Source organism: Candidatus Pelagibacter sp. (assembly GCF_052049935.1).
Taxonomy (GTDB): Bacteria; Pseudomonadota; Alphaproteobacteria; order Pelagibacterales; family Pelagibacteraceae; genus Pelagibacter.
Genome location: NZ_JBNGZA010000001.1, coordinates 41855 through 58619 on the forward strand (window position 1 = coordinate 41855; position 16765 = coordinate 58619).

17 protein-coding genes are annotated in these 16765 nt (G+C 29.2%); 3 read left to right on the forward strand and 14 right to left on the reverse strand.

Going from position 1 to position 16765, the window contains the following annotated elements; translation table 11 throughout:
• Positions 1–21: 21 nt before the first annotated feature.
• The 3 genes from ACTT90_RS00125 to ACTT90_RS00135 are packed head-to-tail and all read right to left on the reverse strand — an operon-like array spanning position 22 to position 4648.
• The gene (locus ACTT90_RS00125; protein ID WP_440936883.1) at positions 22–1671 is read right to left on the reverse strand and encodes a secretin N-terminal domain-containing protein; all 1650 of its coding nucleotides are present in this window, start codon (positions 1669–1671) and stop codon (positions 22–24) included.
• On the reverse strand, positions 1671–2843 hold the full coding sequence (locus ACTT90_RS00130) for a LysM peptidoglycan-binding domain-containing protein (RefSeq protein WP_440936884.1): 1173 nt from the start codon (positions 2841–2843) through the stop codon (positions 1671–1673). Before ACTT90_RS00130 ends, ACTT90_RS00125 begins: the two co-directional genes overlap by 1 nt.
• 29 nt (positions 2844–2872) lie before the next feature.
• On the reverse strand, positions 2873–4648 hold the full coding sequence (locus ACTT90_RS00135) for a PilN domain-containing protein (RefSeq protein ID WP_440936885.1): 1776 nt from the start codon (positions 4646–4648) through the stop codon (positions 2873–2875).
• A 136-nt stretch (positions 4649–4784) separates the two neighbouring features.
• Between ACTT90_RS00135 and ACTT90_RS00140 the strand changes: the two genes are divergently transcribed.
• On the forward strand, positions 4785–5777 hold the full coding sequence (locus ACTT90_RS00140; protein ID WP_440936886.1) for a type IV pilus twitching motility protein PilT: 993 nt from the start codon (positions 4785–4787) through the stop codon (positions 5775–5777).
• A gap of 4 nt (positions 5778–5781) precedes the next feature.
• Here ACTT90_RS00140 and ACTT90_RS00145 read toward each other — a convergent pair whose 3' ends face one another.
• A complete protein-coding gene (locus ACTT90_RS00145) occupies positions 5782–6090 on the reverse strand; it encodes a hypothetical protein (protein WP_440936887.1) in 309 nt (102 codons plus the stop codon).
• 1 nt (position 6091) lies between these two features.
• Between ACTT90_RS00145 and ACTT90_RS00150 the strand changes: the two genes are divergently transcribed.
• Complete coding sequence (locus ACTT90_RS00150; protein WP_440936888.1) at positions 6092–6424, forward strand: hypothetical protein; 333 nt, start codon at positions 6092–6094, stop codon at positions 6422–6424.
• On the opposite strand, the gene ACTT90_RS00155 is transcribed toward ACTT90_RS00150, so the two are convergent.
• The 6 genes from ACTT90_RS00155 to ACTT90_RS00180 form a co-directional block, all read right to left on the reverse strand.
• A complete protein-coding gene (locus ACTT90_RS00155; protein WP_440936889.1) occupies positions 6425–6811 on the reverse strand; it encodes an ATP-binding protein in 387 nt (128 codons plus the stop codon).
• A gap of 5 nt (positions 6812–6816) precedes the next feature.
• Positions 6817–7584, reverse strand: a complete 768-nt coding sequence (locus ACTT90_RS00160) for an ABC transporter permease (protein ID WP_440936890.1) — start codon at positions 7582–7584, stop codon at positions 6817–6819.
• Positions 7574–8509 (reverse strand): ABC transporter ATP-binding protein, encoded by a 936-nt coding sequence (locus tag ACTT90_RS00165; protein ID WP_440936891.1) that lies wholly within the window; start codon positions 8507–8509, stop codon positions 7574–7576. The genes ACTT90_RS00160 and ACTT90_RS00165 overlap by 11 nt, the downstream gene beginning before the upstream one ends.
• 65 nt (positions 8510–8574) lie before the next feature.
• Positions 8575–9741: an iron-containing alcohol dehydrogenase gene (locus tag ACTT90_RS00170; protein WP_440936892.1), complete on the reverse strand. Its 1167-nt coding sequence runs from the start codon at positions 9739–9741 to the stop codon at positions 8575–8577.
• 33 nt (positions 9742–9774) lie between these two features.
• Complete coding sequence (locus ACTT90_RS00175) at positions 9775–11214, reverse strand: sodium:solute symporter family transporter (protein WP_440936893.1); 1440 nt, start codon at positions 11212–11214, stop codon at positions 9775–9777.
• Between the two features lie 165 nt (positions 11215–11379).
• Positions 11380–11670 (reverse strand): hypothetical protein, encoded by a 291-nt coding sequence (locus tag ACTT90_RS00180; RefSeq protein ID WP_440930568.1) that lies wholly within the window; start codon positions 11668–11670, stop codon positions 11380–11382.
• Between the two features lie 60 nt (positions 11671–11730).
• Here ACTT90_RS00180 and ACTT90_RS00185 point away from each other — a divergent pair, with 60 nt between their 5' ends.
• Complete coding sequence (locus tag ACTT90_RS00185; RefSeq protein ID WP_440936894.1) at positions 11731–12795, forward strand: tartrate dehydrogenase; 1065 nt, start codon at positions 11731–11733, stop codon at positions 12793–12795.
• On the opposite strand, the gene ACTT90_RS00190 is transcribed toward ACTT90_RS00185, so the two are convergent.
• From ACTT90_RS00190 to ACTT90_RS00205, 4 genes are all read right to left on the reverse strand, one after another.
• Positions 12792–13190, reverse strand: a complete 399-nt coding sequence (locus ACTT90_RS00190) for a GFA family protein (RefSeq protein ID WP_440936895.1) — start codon at positions 13188–13190, stop codon at positions 12792–12794. The two genes, ACTT90_RS00185 and ACTT90_RS00190, sit on opposite strands and share 4 nt — an antisense overlap.
• A gap of 7 nt (positions 13191–13197) precedes the next feature.
• Complete coding sequence (locus ACTT90_RS00195; protein ID WP_440936896.1) at positions 13198–13380, reverse strand: hypothetical protein; 183 nt, start codon at positions 13378–13380, stop codon at positions 13198–13200.
• A 346-nt stretch (positions 13381–13726) separates the two neighbouring features.
• A complete protein-coding gene (locus tag ACTT90_RS00200) occupies positions 13727–14260 on the reverse strand; it encodes a hypothetical protein (protein WP_440936897.1) in 534 nt (177 codons plus the stop codon).
• Positions 14261–14272: 12 nt separating this feature from the next.
• Positions 14273–16702 (reverse strand): FAD-dependent oxidoreductase, encoded by a 2430-nt coding sequence (locus ACTT90_RS00205; RefSeq protein WP_440936898.1) that lies wholly within the window; start codon positions 16700–16702, stop codon positions 14273–14275.
• Positions 16703–16765: the final 63 nt, after the last annotated feature.

Sequence of the window (16765 nt, forward strand, 5' to 3'; positions counted from 1 at the left end):
AATTATATAAAATAATATAACTTATACAATATTTGCACTAATAAATATCAACAACTGAGTTCTATTGTCTTCTCTTGTTTCTGCTCTAAAAAATGTACCTAATAAAGGTATTTTTGAAAAGAATGGTACTCTATTCGTGTTATCATTTCTTGTATTTTTATAAACACCACCTAAAACAGCTACCTCTCCTGAAGCTACTCTCACAATTGAAGTTAAAGATTCTGTGTTTGTTGCGGTATTTGATGCTGCTGAAACATTTGCAGGTACAGTTCCTGGTGAGCTATTTGTAATACTTAAATTTAATTCAATTTGGTCATCATTGATTACATTTGGTGTCACACTCATTGATAAATTTTGATCTATTGTTACAGTTGTACTTGCTGCACTACCAGCTCCATCTAATTCTTTTAATAATTGGTTTCCTTGAGCTAAAGTTGAAGATTGTCCATCTAAAGCAAATAATTTTGGATTTGAAATAGTTTCTGAGTTTTTCTTGTCTATAGACATAGAAATAATCGCTTTTAATCTCGTTATTCCAATGTTACCCATAATTACGGCTCCACCCGCTAATGTTGCATTAGTAAATGTAGTAGTAGCATCTAATGCACCAGACTCTAATTGTGCAGCAGTATTTTGAGTTACAAACTCTAGTCCATCACCTCCAGGAGTACCTTCAACACCTACATAAGTTATACCGTCTCTTCCATTTTCTAATGCACTAGCATTAAATGCTGTTAGATTATTGTTAAATTGTTCATTGAAATCATCTGTAGCATTAATCAAATAAGCTTCAATTAATACCTGTTTTTTTTCAAGATCGACTTTTTCTATAATAGTTTCAACTAAATTTAAATCTTCTGGAGACCCTCTAACAAGTAATTGATTATTACCAGCGTCATCTGAAATTTCTACTGTTGTTTCACTGCCTAGTAAATTTTGTATTGGCTCTATTACATCTGCTGATGTTTGATTAAAAACTTTAAATATTTCCGAAACAATTATCGTTTCTTCATTGCCATCAGTATCAATTGTTGTTCCACCACTTCCTAATGTTATTGAATTTTTGTTTACTTCTAATGTTCTATCAATTTTATCTTTTTCTAATTGAACATAAACTTCACTTGAATGAACTCTAAGTAAACCTGAATCTTTATCTTCAGTCATCACAAGATTATTAATATCTAAAAGGGCATAAACAGCAGATCCCCATTTAATATTTTCAAAATCAATTGTTATATTTCCGCTGACTTCTTCTCCAATAATAATATTTCTTTGTACAAGACTCGCAAATAATTTAAATGCAGATCTAATATCCATATCATTTAATTTTAGTGAAACTTCATTTGTTTCTAATTTTTTTACAAAATCATTATGATCTACAATAGCAAGGGGTTTTTTTTCACTGTCTCCATAATTACTCAATGAAACTCTTCTTGGTGATAGCTTGTTCTTCTTTCTTTTGTCTCTTATGTCTTTTACCTTTTCAGTAAATTCATCTGAAGTTTCTCTAAAATTTTCAGCTGTTGCTGTAACATCAAAGGCATCTATCTGTTGAATAGCCCCACCATCTTCTTGTTCAAAAGCCATGTCTGGTTTACCAGATCTACAACCTGATAATACAGTCAGGACTAAAGATAATAATATAATGTTAATTCTAATAAAATTTTTCATTAATTAAATAAATCCTCTACGTTAGTAATAGTTTCTCCATCAGTTGAGGCCTGTTCATTTGTGTTCACTGTAGCATCATCATTAATTTGAGTATCATTTGTTTGAATAATATCATTAGTCTCAATTTCATTAGTTGGTAGCGAAGCGATAGCTTGACCTACAATTGGTGTATTAATTAAAAACTCAAATTCAATATTATCTTCTAATACAATCATCATATTTTTTTGAATTGATACTATTACTCCATCCTTATTTCCGATTCGATCACCTTCTCTAACCATATATTGACCATTGTTAATTTCAACAATTGCTAAATTTTTCTTATCGATTTTAAAATCATTTACACTCTTTTTATCTAAATTCTCATAGTCGATATTTCGATTTGCATAAATTGGTATTTTGATTAATTGATTTTCGTTAATAACAAGAATGCTATCATCAAAGTTATTAAAATTAACTAGTTCATCAATTTCTCTCTCATATCTTCCAGCAATATCACTTAAAGTCTCATTTTCATCTGTTACATGTATAAAAAATGGTAAATGCAACTTTTCTCCAATTAACAAAATATCATCTTCTACTTTATCATTATAAGAAGCAAGTTGAATTGGATCGATTTTATATCTGTCAGCTATATCATTTAAACTTTGTCCTTCTTTTACGATATGAATTCTATGAGGAATGACCAATTTATCACCTGTTACTAATTTTCTTGAACCCGGATAAATAGCATTGGCAAGCTCTATCTCTCTTAGTGAAAAACCATACCTAAATGCAATCTTTTCTATAGTTTCGTTTTCTAAAATTGTATGTGTTGTTGGTATTTTTGCTCTATCAAATTTTTTTATTTTAGTTCTTTGAAATTTATTACTAGATTCTTTGCTTAAAGCTGTTCCCTTTAGTGTGTAATCTTTTAACGAATAGGCTAGCATTGGATCAATGTTAAGTACTGTAATTATTTCTTTTTCTTTAGGCTGAGTTTCAACAACAACTACTTCTTGCTCTGGTTCTTCTGTAAATAAATCTTCAGTAACTTCTTCAACAATATCCTCTGCTATAATATCCTCGGGTTCTTGAGTTTCTTCAGGTTGTACTTCTACAATTTCTGGTTCTTTGATAATACCAATTTCATTAGTAAATGGATCTGATTTTGCAACAGAATTTAAAAGCATTAAAAAAGTTATAATAAATAATCTAATTATCATTTTTTCTTTTTCTTACCTTTCTTCATCAAACCAGATAACACATTCTCAATATCAAAAACTTCGTTTTCAACAGGTTTTAAAGACAACCTTGAATTAAATTTTTTTGTTATATCTTCTTTGGGCATTTCTTCTTCTGTAATTTTTTTACCACCTTCTGCCGAATATAATCTAATCTTATCTTCTAACGTTAACTCAACCATAGCTTCTATCTTGCTATCATTTACAACAACACTTTCTGAAAAATTATTCATCATACTAACAACTGCTTGATCGTTTTTTGCAACACCTGATAGTAAAATATTATTTTTTTCCTCAATTCCAAAATTAGTAATTCTTACATCTTTAGGTACAATTTTATTCAATGAGGCGTAAAGATTTGCTGTTGTTTTTAAATTTGATCCTAATGAATTAGCTACTTTTTTATCTTTATTAATTTTTTCTATTTTAGATTTATAACCTTCAATAAGATTTTTTTTACCATCAAGATCATCTTTTAACGCAACAATATTCTTTAGTTGTGTTGAATTATTCAACATCTTTAAAATTTTAAATGGAACAACATGTCCAATAAATCCTAAAAAGAAAATCACAGATATCATCAGGCAAAAATTTCCAAGAGCTTTTGATCTTCTGTTTATTTTTACTTGATTAAAATTTGACAATAAATTTACTGTAACTATTTCATTAGTTTGAAGATTAAATGAATTTAATTTTCTTGATGCAATTCCAATTGCCTCAGAAGCTAGAGATTTATTAGATAAAGAGTCGATATATTTTTTGGCATCACTAGAAAAATCAGATGAGTCCTCTGGATTATAATGTTTGATAACCACTTCTCCTAACTGACGTTCAATCCCTTTAGATAAGTTTTTTATTTTTGTTTTATCTGTGACAACTGTAATAATGTTAATTGGATCAAATTCATACTTGGTTTCATATTCCACTAAAGATTGTTTTATTTGAGAACCTAGTCTCTCAAAAATTTCATCCCAAAATTCAGTCTCAACACTCTCAACCTCCTCTACAGTGTCTAATAAAACTTGATCGGCTTCAATAATATTTAATTCTGAAAATTGAAATCCTTTATTAGAACAAATTGAAATACTTTTTTCATCTTTTGTGTAATTGAAAATTACATTAGGAGTTTCAAATCCTTCTTTACCTAACAAAATTCCTTGAGCATTCATGTGTGAAAAAGGTGCGAGATCAATTACCACAGGATTGTATCCAGCAAGCCTAAATATATTCGAATAAGCTTCAACAAATTTTTTTTCCATTGTAACTAAAACGATATCCATTATGCCCAGCTCTTCATTTGTGTTAGAAATTATATAACTAGTTTCAAACTCTTCTAAGCTTTCCGGGGTTTCATCAAATTGATCCCAAAAACCTCCAAATTCAGATGCCTCTCTTAAGCTGTTCTCGTCCATTATTGGAATTTGTAAATTATAAATTTGGGCTTTTGAAATATCTAAAGATATAGCAACATCTCTTGTCTTTGTTTTAATTGAGTCTAATGCATTTTTGACTTGATCACTTAAATATGTTGTTGCCGATAAAAAATCTTGGTCATCTCCAATACCAGCAATTTGTTGATTAGAAAAATTATCAACTTTGCATGTATCTTTTTTGAATGAAATTTCAGCAGCTTGGATATATTTGTCTCTAAAAACTACTCCTATTACTTTATCTTTTTTTGAATGTGAATTTCCGATTAGTTTGATTATAGGGGCAAATGCTTTTGCTATTGGTGGTCCAATTTTATCAATCATAATTTTTTAAAAAACCTATACGAATCACAATAATAAATACCGAATCGGTACACAAGCATTAGTTGTGCTACTTTATATATATACTAAAGTCAAAAAGAACTTGAAAAATAGTTACTTTTAGAGCATCTACTCGATTATGAGTCTTCAAGATAAATTAAAAACATATCCAAAAGAGTATGATTTATCAGATATTCATATAAGATCGAATCAACCATTTGCTATTAGAGAAAATGGTGAAATTAAAGTATTCAGTAATGATGTCATATCGAGACAGGATATTGAGTCTTTTTGGAAACAATCTTTAGACAAAGCACAATATGACTATCTTATATCAAATGGAGATTTAGACTTTGCAGTTGTAGTAGATGGTCAAAGATTTAGGGCTAATGGATATTATTCTTCTTACGGTCCAAGCATGGTTTTAAGAAAAATTATTAGTGAAATACCAAATATTGAAAAACTTGGTCTTCCTCCAGCTGCACACGAATCTATTACACATAAGACAGGTTTGGTTTTAGTAACAGGTCAAACTGGATCAGGAAAATCAACATCACTTGCGGCGATGATAGATCAAATAAATTCTCATAGAGCTGAAAATATTATAACTATAGAAGACCCAATAGAATTTGTTCATCCAGCAAAAAAAAGTATTATTTCTCAAAGAGAAGTTGGAAAAGACACTGGAAGTTTTGCAAAAGCATTAAAATCAGCATTAAGACAAGACCCTGATGTAATTTTGGTAGGGGAAATGAGAGACTTAGAAACAATTTCTTTAGCGCTTACAGCAGCTGAAACTGGTCACCTTGTGTTTGGTACTCTTCATGCAAGTAGCGCATCTTCAACGATAACAAGAATATTAGATGTATTTCCTCCTGCGCAAAAAGAACAAGCCCAAACAATGTTAGCAGGTTCAATCAGATTAGTTATGTCCCAACAGTTACTTAAAAAAAAAGGTGGAGGAAGAATTGGTTGTCATGAAGTTATGACAGGTACTCCGGCAATAAGAAATTTAATTAGAGAAGGTAAAACTGAACAAATCCAATCCACATTACAAACATCTGCTAAAGATGGAATGTTTACAATGGAAAAATGTTTGGAAGGTTTAAAGTTAAAAAAATTAGTTGATTAATTAATTATTTTGGACTTTGAACAAATCTTTGTTGAGGCAAAATTGCTTTAAAAATTCCAGTTCCTTTACAATTGTTTTTTGTAGTCTCGCCTAAACCTCTATTTTTGCTTGATGGATTAGGATTATTTTCTCCTTCACAAATTAAACTTAAATTCATTTCTCCTGTGACTTCCACATTTACATCTCTAAATTTGATGCCACTTGCAGTAGACTTTGTAATTATATTATTGTAAAAATAATTAGCAGCTATAAACGCAAAAAATGCAATAAAAAAAGTTTTTATGTTTTTAAAGTTTTTTCTAAATTTAATCATCTTGCTTAGTATTATATCTATTTTTCCACAAAGTTCTAATGCAAATATTTACGAATTAAGTTGTCAAAATAAAAAAAATACAACAACTTGGGTTTATTCATTTAAGCGAAAGCAAGTGATATTAACAAATATCAATAAAGCTAAAACTAAAATTAATTTTAAAATGAAGAGACAAACACCAAGCTCTTTCTCATCTAATGGTGTTGTTTCAGGATACGAAACTAATGTAACTTGGGCTAAAAACACAAAAGAATTAGCAATGCTACAAAAATCTTTAAGAGGATCTAATCAGTTTTATAAGTGTGCTGAACCAAAACTGCTAAAAGAAGAATAATTAAAATATTAAAGTTAAAGATGTGCCACCATCATCTTTGTGTTCGTAACTCATTTTTTTTGCTATACTTTTTATAAAATGTATACCTAAGCCACCTGGTTTGATATCGTCAAGCTCTCTTGGTTTAATTTTATTAGTTGAAACTCTCGCTCCAAAATCTCTTAACTCAACTTTCAAACTATTATCAGAGATTTTTTCTAAATTAATTATAATTTTTTTTGTTTTATCAAAGTTATACGCATGTCGTATAATATTCTGTAATGCTTCGTCTACAGCTAGTTTAACTTCAAAACTATCTATTTTATTTACATTTTCTTTACAAAAAATTTCGATATTTTTCCTTACACCTTTTAATTCTGCAGGATCAGATTTAATTTCTAAAATCATTAATATTAATTTTTAATATTATAACCTTTTTTTAAAAGAATGCTGACAACACTTACACAAACTAATAAAAAAACTACCATTGATATTACGCTTATCCATATATTGAAATCTGATACTCCATAAAATGAAAATCTTAAACCATTAATTAAATAAACTACTGGATTAAAATAGGTTACCATTTGCCAAAATGGAGGTAACATGTCTAAAGAGTAAAGACTTCCGCCTAAAAAAACCATAGGTGTTATTACTAGTGTTGGAATAATAGACATTTGCTCAAAGTTTGAGCTCATTAATCCAATTAAAAAACCAAACAATGCAAACGTAAACGCTACAAGAAGGAGTAAAAATATCATAAGTAATGGATATTGTACTTCAACATCAACAAAAAAAGTTGAAGTGATGAATATTATTAAACCTACAATCAAAGTTTTTGTAGCTCCAGCACCAACAAAAGCTAAAACAATTTCGAAAGTTGAAATTGGAGCAGCTAAAATTTCATAAATAGTTCCATTAAACTTAGGAAAAAAAATACCAAAAGAAGTGTTACTTATTGATTGAGTTAATAAAGTTAACATCAATAAACCTGGAACAATATAAGATCCATAACTTACGCCATCAATATCTTTGACATATCCTCCAATTACTGAACCAAAAACAATAAAGTAAAGAGAGGTTGATAAAACTGGAGACAATATTGATTGCATTAATGTCCTTCTAAATCTATCCATTTCATGAAGATAAATTGCTTTAAGTGCGTAAAAATTAATTTTCATTTTTTTCCTTAACTAAACTTACAAATATTTTTTCTAATGTGCTTTGCTCAGTCTTTAAATCTTTTAACTTTAATCCAGCATCCTTAATATCTTGCAATAAGGTAGTTATCCCTGTTTGTTTAGCTTGTACATTATATGTGTAATCTAAAGCCATGCTGTCATTAACAAGTGAAAGGTTGTATTGATCTAAAACCTTTGGTATCTCATTTACTTTTTCTTGAAGTTCTACAGTAAGTTTTTTGTGACCCATCTTTTTTAATAGCTCTTTTGTCTGGTCAACAACAATAACCTCTCCTTGATTGATAACACCTACTCTATCAGCTATTGCTTCAGCTTCCTCTATGTAATGAGTTGTTAAAATAATAGTTACACCTGTCTTTCTTAAGTCTTCAACAACTTTCCACATATCTTGCCTTAATTCCACATCAACTCCTGCAGTAGGTTCATCTAAAAATAAAATAGAAGGCTCATGTGAAAGAGCTTTTGCAATAAGTACTCTTCTTTTCATTCCCCCCGATAATTGTCTTAGCCTTTGATCTTTTTTATCCCAGAGACTTAATTGTTTTAGAATTTTTTCAATATGTTCTGGATTTGGTTTTTTTCCATATAATCCTCTTGAATATGAAACATTATTAAAAACTGTTTCAAAAGACTCCAGTGTCAATTCTTGGGGCACAAGTCCTATTCTTGATCTCGTTTCTCTATAATCGTCAATTATATCAAAACCATCAACATCAACTTTTCCTCCTGAAGGCTTAACAATTCCACAAATGATACTGATTAATGTTGTTTTGCCTGCCCCATTGGGTCCGAGCATTGCAAAAATTTCACCTTTTTTAATTTCAAGGTTAATGGTTTTAAGTGCATTAAAACCATTATCATAAGTTTTAGATAAATCTTTTATTGAAATTTCAACTTCTGACATCGTTGAATATATAATTGCTAAAAAAATTTATACAATTAAATTTTAGTTAATTTAAACTAGGAATTTCAATTAAATAGTTTTCCAGACATACTGTATTTGTACATTATTTTCATGTCATCAAAAGTTAATTTTTTTGGGTTACCCCCAGTTGAAGGGTCTTCTAATGCGAGTTTAGATAACTTATCTATTTCTAAATCTTTTTCAGAAATCACATCTGATAATTTATGTGGAATATTAAGTTTTTTTCTTAAATCTATTGTCCATTGAATAAAACCATCAAAAGATTTGTTATCCAGATTTATATATTCACATATTTTAATTATTTTTTTTTCAATAGCATCTTTATTAAATGTTAAGACATAAGGCATAAATATTGCATTGGATAATCCATGATGAATATTATTTAAACCATTTACTGGATGACTAAGAGAGTGAATTGCACCTAATCCTTTTTGAAAAGCAGTTGATCCCATGCTTGCAGCTGTTAACATATTCGTTCTCGCTTCAATATTTGATCCATCTTCAACAGCTTTTATCAACCATTCTTTTATTAATCTTATTCCTTCCAAAGCAATTCCATCTGCCATTGGATGAAAACCATGTGCACAATATGCTTCAAGGTTATGTGCCAAAGCATCCATACCAGTTGCTGCAGTAATATTTGCTGGTAAGTTCACTGTTAAAATTGGATCTAAAATTACAATTGAAGGTAAAAATTTAGGATGAAAAATTATTTTTTTAACACCTGTATCCTCATTAAGAATAACTGATGCTCTTCCAGTTTCTGAACCAGTTCCAGCTGTTGTTGGTACTGCAATAATGGGTGGAATATTGTCTGAGTTTGCTTTTTTCCAGTTATCTCCCACATCTTCAAAATCCCAAAGAGACAAATTCTGTCCAGACATGAATGCAATTGCTTTACCAACATCTAATCCACTACCTCCTCCGAAAGCAATCACACCATCACAATTATTTTTTTTATAAACTTTAACTCCTTCATAAACATTACTTCCAGTTGGATTTCCTACGACATTTGAATACAACTCAACTTCAGTACCTAGATCTTTTAAATTATTTAATGAATTTTTTATAATCTCAGAATTACTCAAACCTTTATCTGTAACTAACAGTGGTTTCTTAATATTTAAGTCTTTACATGCGTTATTTAAATCTTTAATTCTATTTTCTCCAACCCACATGGTTGTAGGAAAGTTCCAATTATAGTTATTCATGAACTGATATTTTTAAGTGATTATTTTAATTAATCAATTTTTTTTAATTTTTAAATAAATAGCAGGTAAGAAAGTTGCGATTACAAATGATAAAAATAATAAAGATTGAGATATAAATGGACTAAAAAGATCTTTTTGTATCATTGTCCCAACTAACAAACTTTTTGAAAAATCTGGGGATGGAAATAATAAAAATCCTCCAATTAAACCTATTATAATTGCTCTATAAGCAAACTTTTCATTTAATTTTTTGTTATAAAAACTGTAAAAAATTGTAATTACAAAAGCACAACAAAACAAATCTGCTAATAAAAATAAATATAAAATACTAAATCCTTTAGAAGCCACATAAAAAGCAATTATAGATAGTCCAATAATTATATATTTTGATAATTTTAAATAATCAGTTTTTTTATCTAAATTAAAAGTAGCTTTACCATCAACTACTATTAAACTTGAAATGGCATTAATTAAAGTATCAACTGTAGAAATAGTTAAAGCTAATGCTAAAATTATTATTAATAAAGAAATGTATTTTGTATTTTCATTTAATAAGAGTGTAAAAAATCCTAAATCTGGAATAATTTTTGAGTTAATTGAAATAGCAACCAGACCTGAAAACCCCATAAAAAAGACAATTGGAACTATAATAAAAAAGGAAACTAAAAGACTTTTTTTCAAAGTTTCATAATTTTTTGCAGCATATACTCTTTGCCAATTTCCTTGATGAAACAAGTTTGTAGCCGCAACTGCAATAAAAAAAGTCAATCCAGCTGTATAACTTGGAATATAATTTGCACTAACTAAATGGGGGCTTTTTTCTTTTATGAATGCTAGAGAAAATTGATCAGCATTAAAATTTAATATGTAATTAAATGAAACAATTAATAAAATAAATATTACTATCATTTGAATATTATCAGTAAAAATTGAAGCTCTTAAGCCTCCATAAAGTGTGTAAACTAATGTTGATATAATGATTATCAAAGACGTGATCCATAATTCAGTTCCTGAGATATAATTTATCAAAAAAGCAACTGCAGTAAGTTCTGCACAAAGAAATATGAACATATAAAAAATGCTCATTAATAAAACTAATTTGAATAAACTCTTACCAAATTTTTTTCTAACAAATTCGATTAAAGTTGATCCTTTTTTAAAGTCTTTTCTAATTTTTTTTCCAAGAAATATAAAAGCAATCATTGGAAATGCTGTTCCAAGTGCATAACCAATTACAGCACCCATTCCACCCCAAGTAGCTGCAGAAGCTGGGCCGAATAAAATCCAGGCTCCTAAGGCAGAAGCAACCAAACTTAAAGTTAAAGAGAAAGACTCTATATTTCTATTTGCAGTTAAATAATTAGATAAACCTTTAAATTGCTTAGAATAAAATATTCCTAAGAAGCTAAAGATTAAACTGATTGATATGACTACTAAAAGTGAATTTGATTGACTTAATAAATAATTTTCCATTTTTCCCTTTCTGAATTACCGGACAGGTTCTAAGGGTTTAATCTCAGTCTTTTACGACACCCCTTAAATATATTATAGATTAAATTAAATGTTTTTCAATAAGATAATATAGAGTGAATATTATCAATGAAATACATATCATTATAAAAACTTTTTCTTGATTACTCATGTTCTTTTATTTTCCATTATTTCTATCATACATTGTGTAGCATATTCTCTCCACTCGGAAGATGATTTATTTTTTAAACTATTTAAATGATCTCTATTATTTTTAATATCTTCTTTGTGTTTTATTTTATCAGCTTCTTCTAACTGTAATTCCATATTATCTAAATTTGTTTCCATAGCTGTAATCCAATCTTTTCCAAGCTTTACACACTTTTCATCATCTTTTTCATCACAAATTTGTTTAAAAAAATTAAAGATAACATCGTCTGTTTTATTTAGATTACTCATTTTTATAATTTTCTTATTATTAATTGAATATTTCAACTATTAATTTTATATATTGCTATCATGAAAGAATATAACATTGCATGTATCGCTGGAGATGGAATTGGAAAAGAAGTTCTTCCAGAAGGAATTAAAATTCTAAATGAAACAGCACAAAAACATCAATTTAAAATAAATTTAGAAGAGTATGATTTTGCATCATGTGATTATTATGAAAAGCATGGAAAAATGCTTCCAGATGATTGGAAACAAAAATTAAGTAAACATGATGCTATATTTTTTGGGGCTGTTGGAATGCCAGATAGAGTTCCAGATCATATTTCTTTATGGGGATCATTACTTCAGTTTAGAAGAGAGTTTGATCAGTATATAAATCTAAGACCTGTAAAATTATTTCCAGGAATTAATCCTCCATTAGCTAATAAAAAACCTGGTGACATTGATATGTTAATTGTTAGAGAAAATACTGAAGGTGAATACTCATCAGTTGGTGGAAGAATGTTTAAGAATAGTGATAGAGAAATAGCTATTCAAGAAACTATTATGTCTAGACATGGGGTAAATAGAGTTCAAAAATTTGCTTTTGAATTAGCTAAAACCAGAAAAAGAAAAAAATTAACAAATGCAACAAAATCAAATGGTATTTCAATTACAATGCCATTTTGGGATGAAATATTTAATGAAAATAAAAAACTTTATCCTGATATAGAAACTGATCAGTTTCATATTGATATTTTGGTTGCAAGATTTGTTTTAAATCCGGAATGGTTTGACGTTGTTGTGGCTTCAAATTTATTTGGTGATATTTTATCTGATCTTGGACCCGCATGTACTGGAACTATAGGTATAGCTCCGTCAGGAAATATCAATCCTGAAAATAAATTCCCATCGTTATTTGAACCTGTTCATGGATCAGCGCCTGATATCGCAGGACAAGGAATAGCAAATCCAGTTGGTCAAATTTGGTCTGGAGCTATGATGTTAGAGTATCTAGGAGAGAAAGAAGCGGCTAATTCAATAGTTGCTGCAATTGAAAAAACTATATCTGAAAAAAGTAACAGAACAAAAGATTTAGGTGGAGATAGCAACACAATTAATTGCTCAGATGCAATTAAATCAAATCTTTAAGGATACTTTTTATATTTTGGGAGTTTGTCAGTAATTTTATAATAATCCGATTTTCCTTTCATAAAAATATTCATAGATGTTTTCAGTTTTGTAGGTTTATTAAAAATACCAGCAGATATACAGATTTGATTAGTTCCCACAACTTTGAAAAAAATACTTGCTCCACAATTATTGCAAAATCCTCTCTTTGCTCTTTTAGAAGATTTAAACCACTTCAACGTTTTTTTATTTAAAAACTTTAACTCTTTCTCCTCAACTTTAGTATAGGCTGCAAAATTTCCATGAGTTTTTAAACATTGAATACAATGGCAGTTTTGAACATCTCTATGATATCCTGTGGTCTTAAAGCTTATGTTTCCACACAAACACTTTGCCTTAAGTGACAATTTTTTCATTTAAAAATTATTTTCTAAGACAATTGTTGATAAGAATAGCCATTAATATCCAAACAATAAAAGCCTCACCATGTGTAAAATTATAATCAGCACCTGCAAAGCCAGCAATAATATTTAAAGCGTAAATAATTATTGTTGATACAACTAAACTTACGACCAGATTTATTAATCCATTTATATATTTAATCATGAGTTTATTTTGATTAAAAAAAAATTAATTGAAACAAAAAAATTTAAATTTGATTCACTTAAGAGGGGAGTTGTTTTTGATATCGAGATACTACTAAATCAATTGGTTGTATTCAATTAATATATTTGCCTCAAATGAAAATATATAAATTGATAAATCTTTATTGTTTTTATAAGCTTAATATTAAGGAGGTAGAGAATGAAAAACAAAACACCACCTGATACTTAGCTGATCCAAAGCTTAATTAAGCAACCAAAAAAACTTAAAATCCAATCGGATTTAAAAGCCACAGAGGCAACGTAGAGGAGCCCTTTGGTAAGTTAGCTAAAGGGCGAACCTCTAAAACTTAATTTAAAGTTTTAGTAATTTCTAAAGGTAAAGGTGCCTCAGGATATTTAATCTTGCAAAGCTCCTCGTATTTTCTACAAAAATTAATTATCGTTTCATAAACTTCATCAGATTTTTTTTGATCTTTTAATAAATCTAATTTTTTTATCATCTCATCTCTTTGATTTTCCAATTCTTTTACTTGTGCTCCTGATAAATATTCTCCAGTTTCTATTTCCCAAAAAGTATCATTAAGCTCATCTTCTTTAAGTGTATTCAATTTATTTTGTAATTCTTTGATTACCTCATCATCTGTTTTAGTATTTCTCATTGGAGAATTTAATAACTTTCCTAAACATTTATCTTTTAAACCATTAATAAAATGATCATAAGGTCTTCCTTCAGATAAATCTCTGAAGTGATTTGAACTAAAATACTTATTAATTGCAGATTTTGTTGTTATTTTTTCTTTACCTTTGATAACTGCTATTTGAACATAAACTTCTTGGCAAATATATTCTTCTAAATGTTCAGAAACTGATTTGGGGATCATGATTTTATGATTTTATGATTTTAATCGATCATTATTACTATCAAAAGCAGGCTCATCTATTACTACTGCTTTTATTTTTTCACCTTGGATATCAATTAAAAATTCATTTCCAATTTCAGCTAATTTTGTATCAACGTAACCAAAAGCTAAGCTCTTATTAACTCTGTAACCGAAGCCTCCAGATGTTGTTAATCCGACAATCTGTTCATTAAAATATATAGGTTCATTTCCATGCGCATCAGCATTTTTTGCAAAAACTTCCATATAAACTAATTTGATTTTTCCACCTTCAGAATTTAGTTTTTTCACAACAGCTGATCCAATAAATGTATCTTTTTTTTCTAAATTAAAAAATCTATCTAGGCCTGCTTCAACAACACTTATTTCTGGTGTCAGTTCAGTTCCCCACCCTCTATAACCTTTTTCCATTCTTAATGAGTTCATTGCATGTGCTCCAAAATCTATAATATTAAATTCTTCACCGGCTTCACATAAAAGGTCGTATAATTTTGCCATATCATTCATTGAATGATGAAGTTCCCATCCAAGTTCACCCATATAATTTACTCTTAATGCAACAACTGAAATATCTTTTACTTTTATCTCTTTAGATTTTAACCATGGGAAATTTTCATTACCTAAATCAGTATCAGTTATTTTTTGAAGTACTTTTCTAGAATTTGGCCCAATAATTCCAATCACACCTCTATCTAATGTAACGTTCTTAATCTCAACTCTTTCATCTTTTAATTTATTGTGATTTAACCAATCTAAGTCTCTTATTTCTGAAACAGCTGCTGATAATGCATAATAATGATTGTCTTTTAATTTGGTGATTGTTAATTCACTTTGAATTCTACCAATGTCATTCAAAATATGAGTTAAAACAATGCTGCCATCTTTTTTAGGAATTCTGTTAACACATAGTCTATCTAGAAATTTATAACTATCTTCACCAGTGATTTCATATTTAGAAAAAGTTGAGAGATCAATTAACCCTACATTGTTATGAACTTCTTCACATTCTTTTTTAATATAAGATTCTATGTTATTTCTTTTATAACTAAGCTCTTCCTTTACTTTATCTTTATTAAACCAAGCTGGTTTTTCCCAGCCATATAAATCAAAATACTCCGCACCTTTATCTTTTAATTTTTCATATATAGAAGTTGTTTTCATTGGTCTTCCAATTTCAACAACATCATGAGGTAAAGGTGTTACATACATTCTTCTGTATTGTTCTTTAGATTTTTCAACTGAATATTCTTTATCTACCCAGCTCATATATCTACGTGGTTCAAATTCCATCATATTAATTTCTGAGTCTCCATGCACGATCCATTGAGCCATATATTTTCCAGCTCCACCTCCATGTGCAATTCCAATACTTGCTGCACAAAACATCCAAAAGTTTTTAAGTCCTGGTGCTGGACCCGCTAGAAAATTATCATCAGGTGTATGAGTTATGGGGCCACAAATTATTTTTTTTATTCCAACATCTTTAAATTGAGGAATTCTATCCATACCCCTTTCTAAATGATCAGCAATTCGATCTAAATCTGGCTCTAATAGTTCCATATCAAACTTCCAATCCATTCCATCAAGTGCCCATGCAGCTACATCTTTTTCATAAGGTCCAATTAATAATCCTTTTCCTTCTTGCCTTAAGTAAGATGAAGAGTCTGGGTCTCTAACCACTGGTAATTCATAATCAAGTTTTTCTATCTCAGGATGAGAGTCTGTTACTAAATATTGATGCACCATATTGATACTTGGAACATTTTTTAAACCAACCATTTGAGCAACTTCAGGACAAAAACTTCCTGCAGCATTCACAACATGTTCACAAACTATATCACCCTTTTCAGTAATAACTTTCCATTCTCCAGAAGGTAACTGTTCAATATCAGTTACTCTATTTTTCCTATAAATTTTTGCTCCACCATTTCTTGCGCCTTTTGCTAATGCATTTGTTGTGCTCGTTGGATCTGTGTAACCATCCTCTGGTGTTAGGAATGCTCCTTTTATTCCATCTAGTTTTATAAATGGATGATATTTATGTATTTCTTCAGTAGAAATTATTGAACAAGGTGAACCTACCACATCCAAGAGTCCTTTTGTATAATCAAACCATTCAAGATCTTCTTTAGTGTAAGCAAGTCTTAAACTTCCTGTCTCATGAAAACCAGTTGGTTGTTCAGTTTCTTTTTCTAAAGATTTATAAAGGTTAGTTGAATGTAAATGTATTTTTGCAAGATTTAAACTTGTTAACATATGAGGGCATTGTCCTGCAGCATGCCAAGTGGAACCAGATGTAAGCTCACTTTTTTCAATTAGTACAACGTCACTCCATCCTTCTTTTGTTAGATGGTAAAGAAGGCTCACACCCATAATTCCACCACCAACAATAACTAATTTTGCGTGAGATTGTATTTTATCCATTTAACTTAGTACGCTATTACACAGCGGAACTAAAATAAAAATAAATATCAATGCGATCACAAT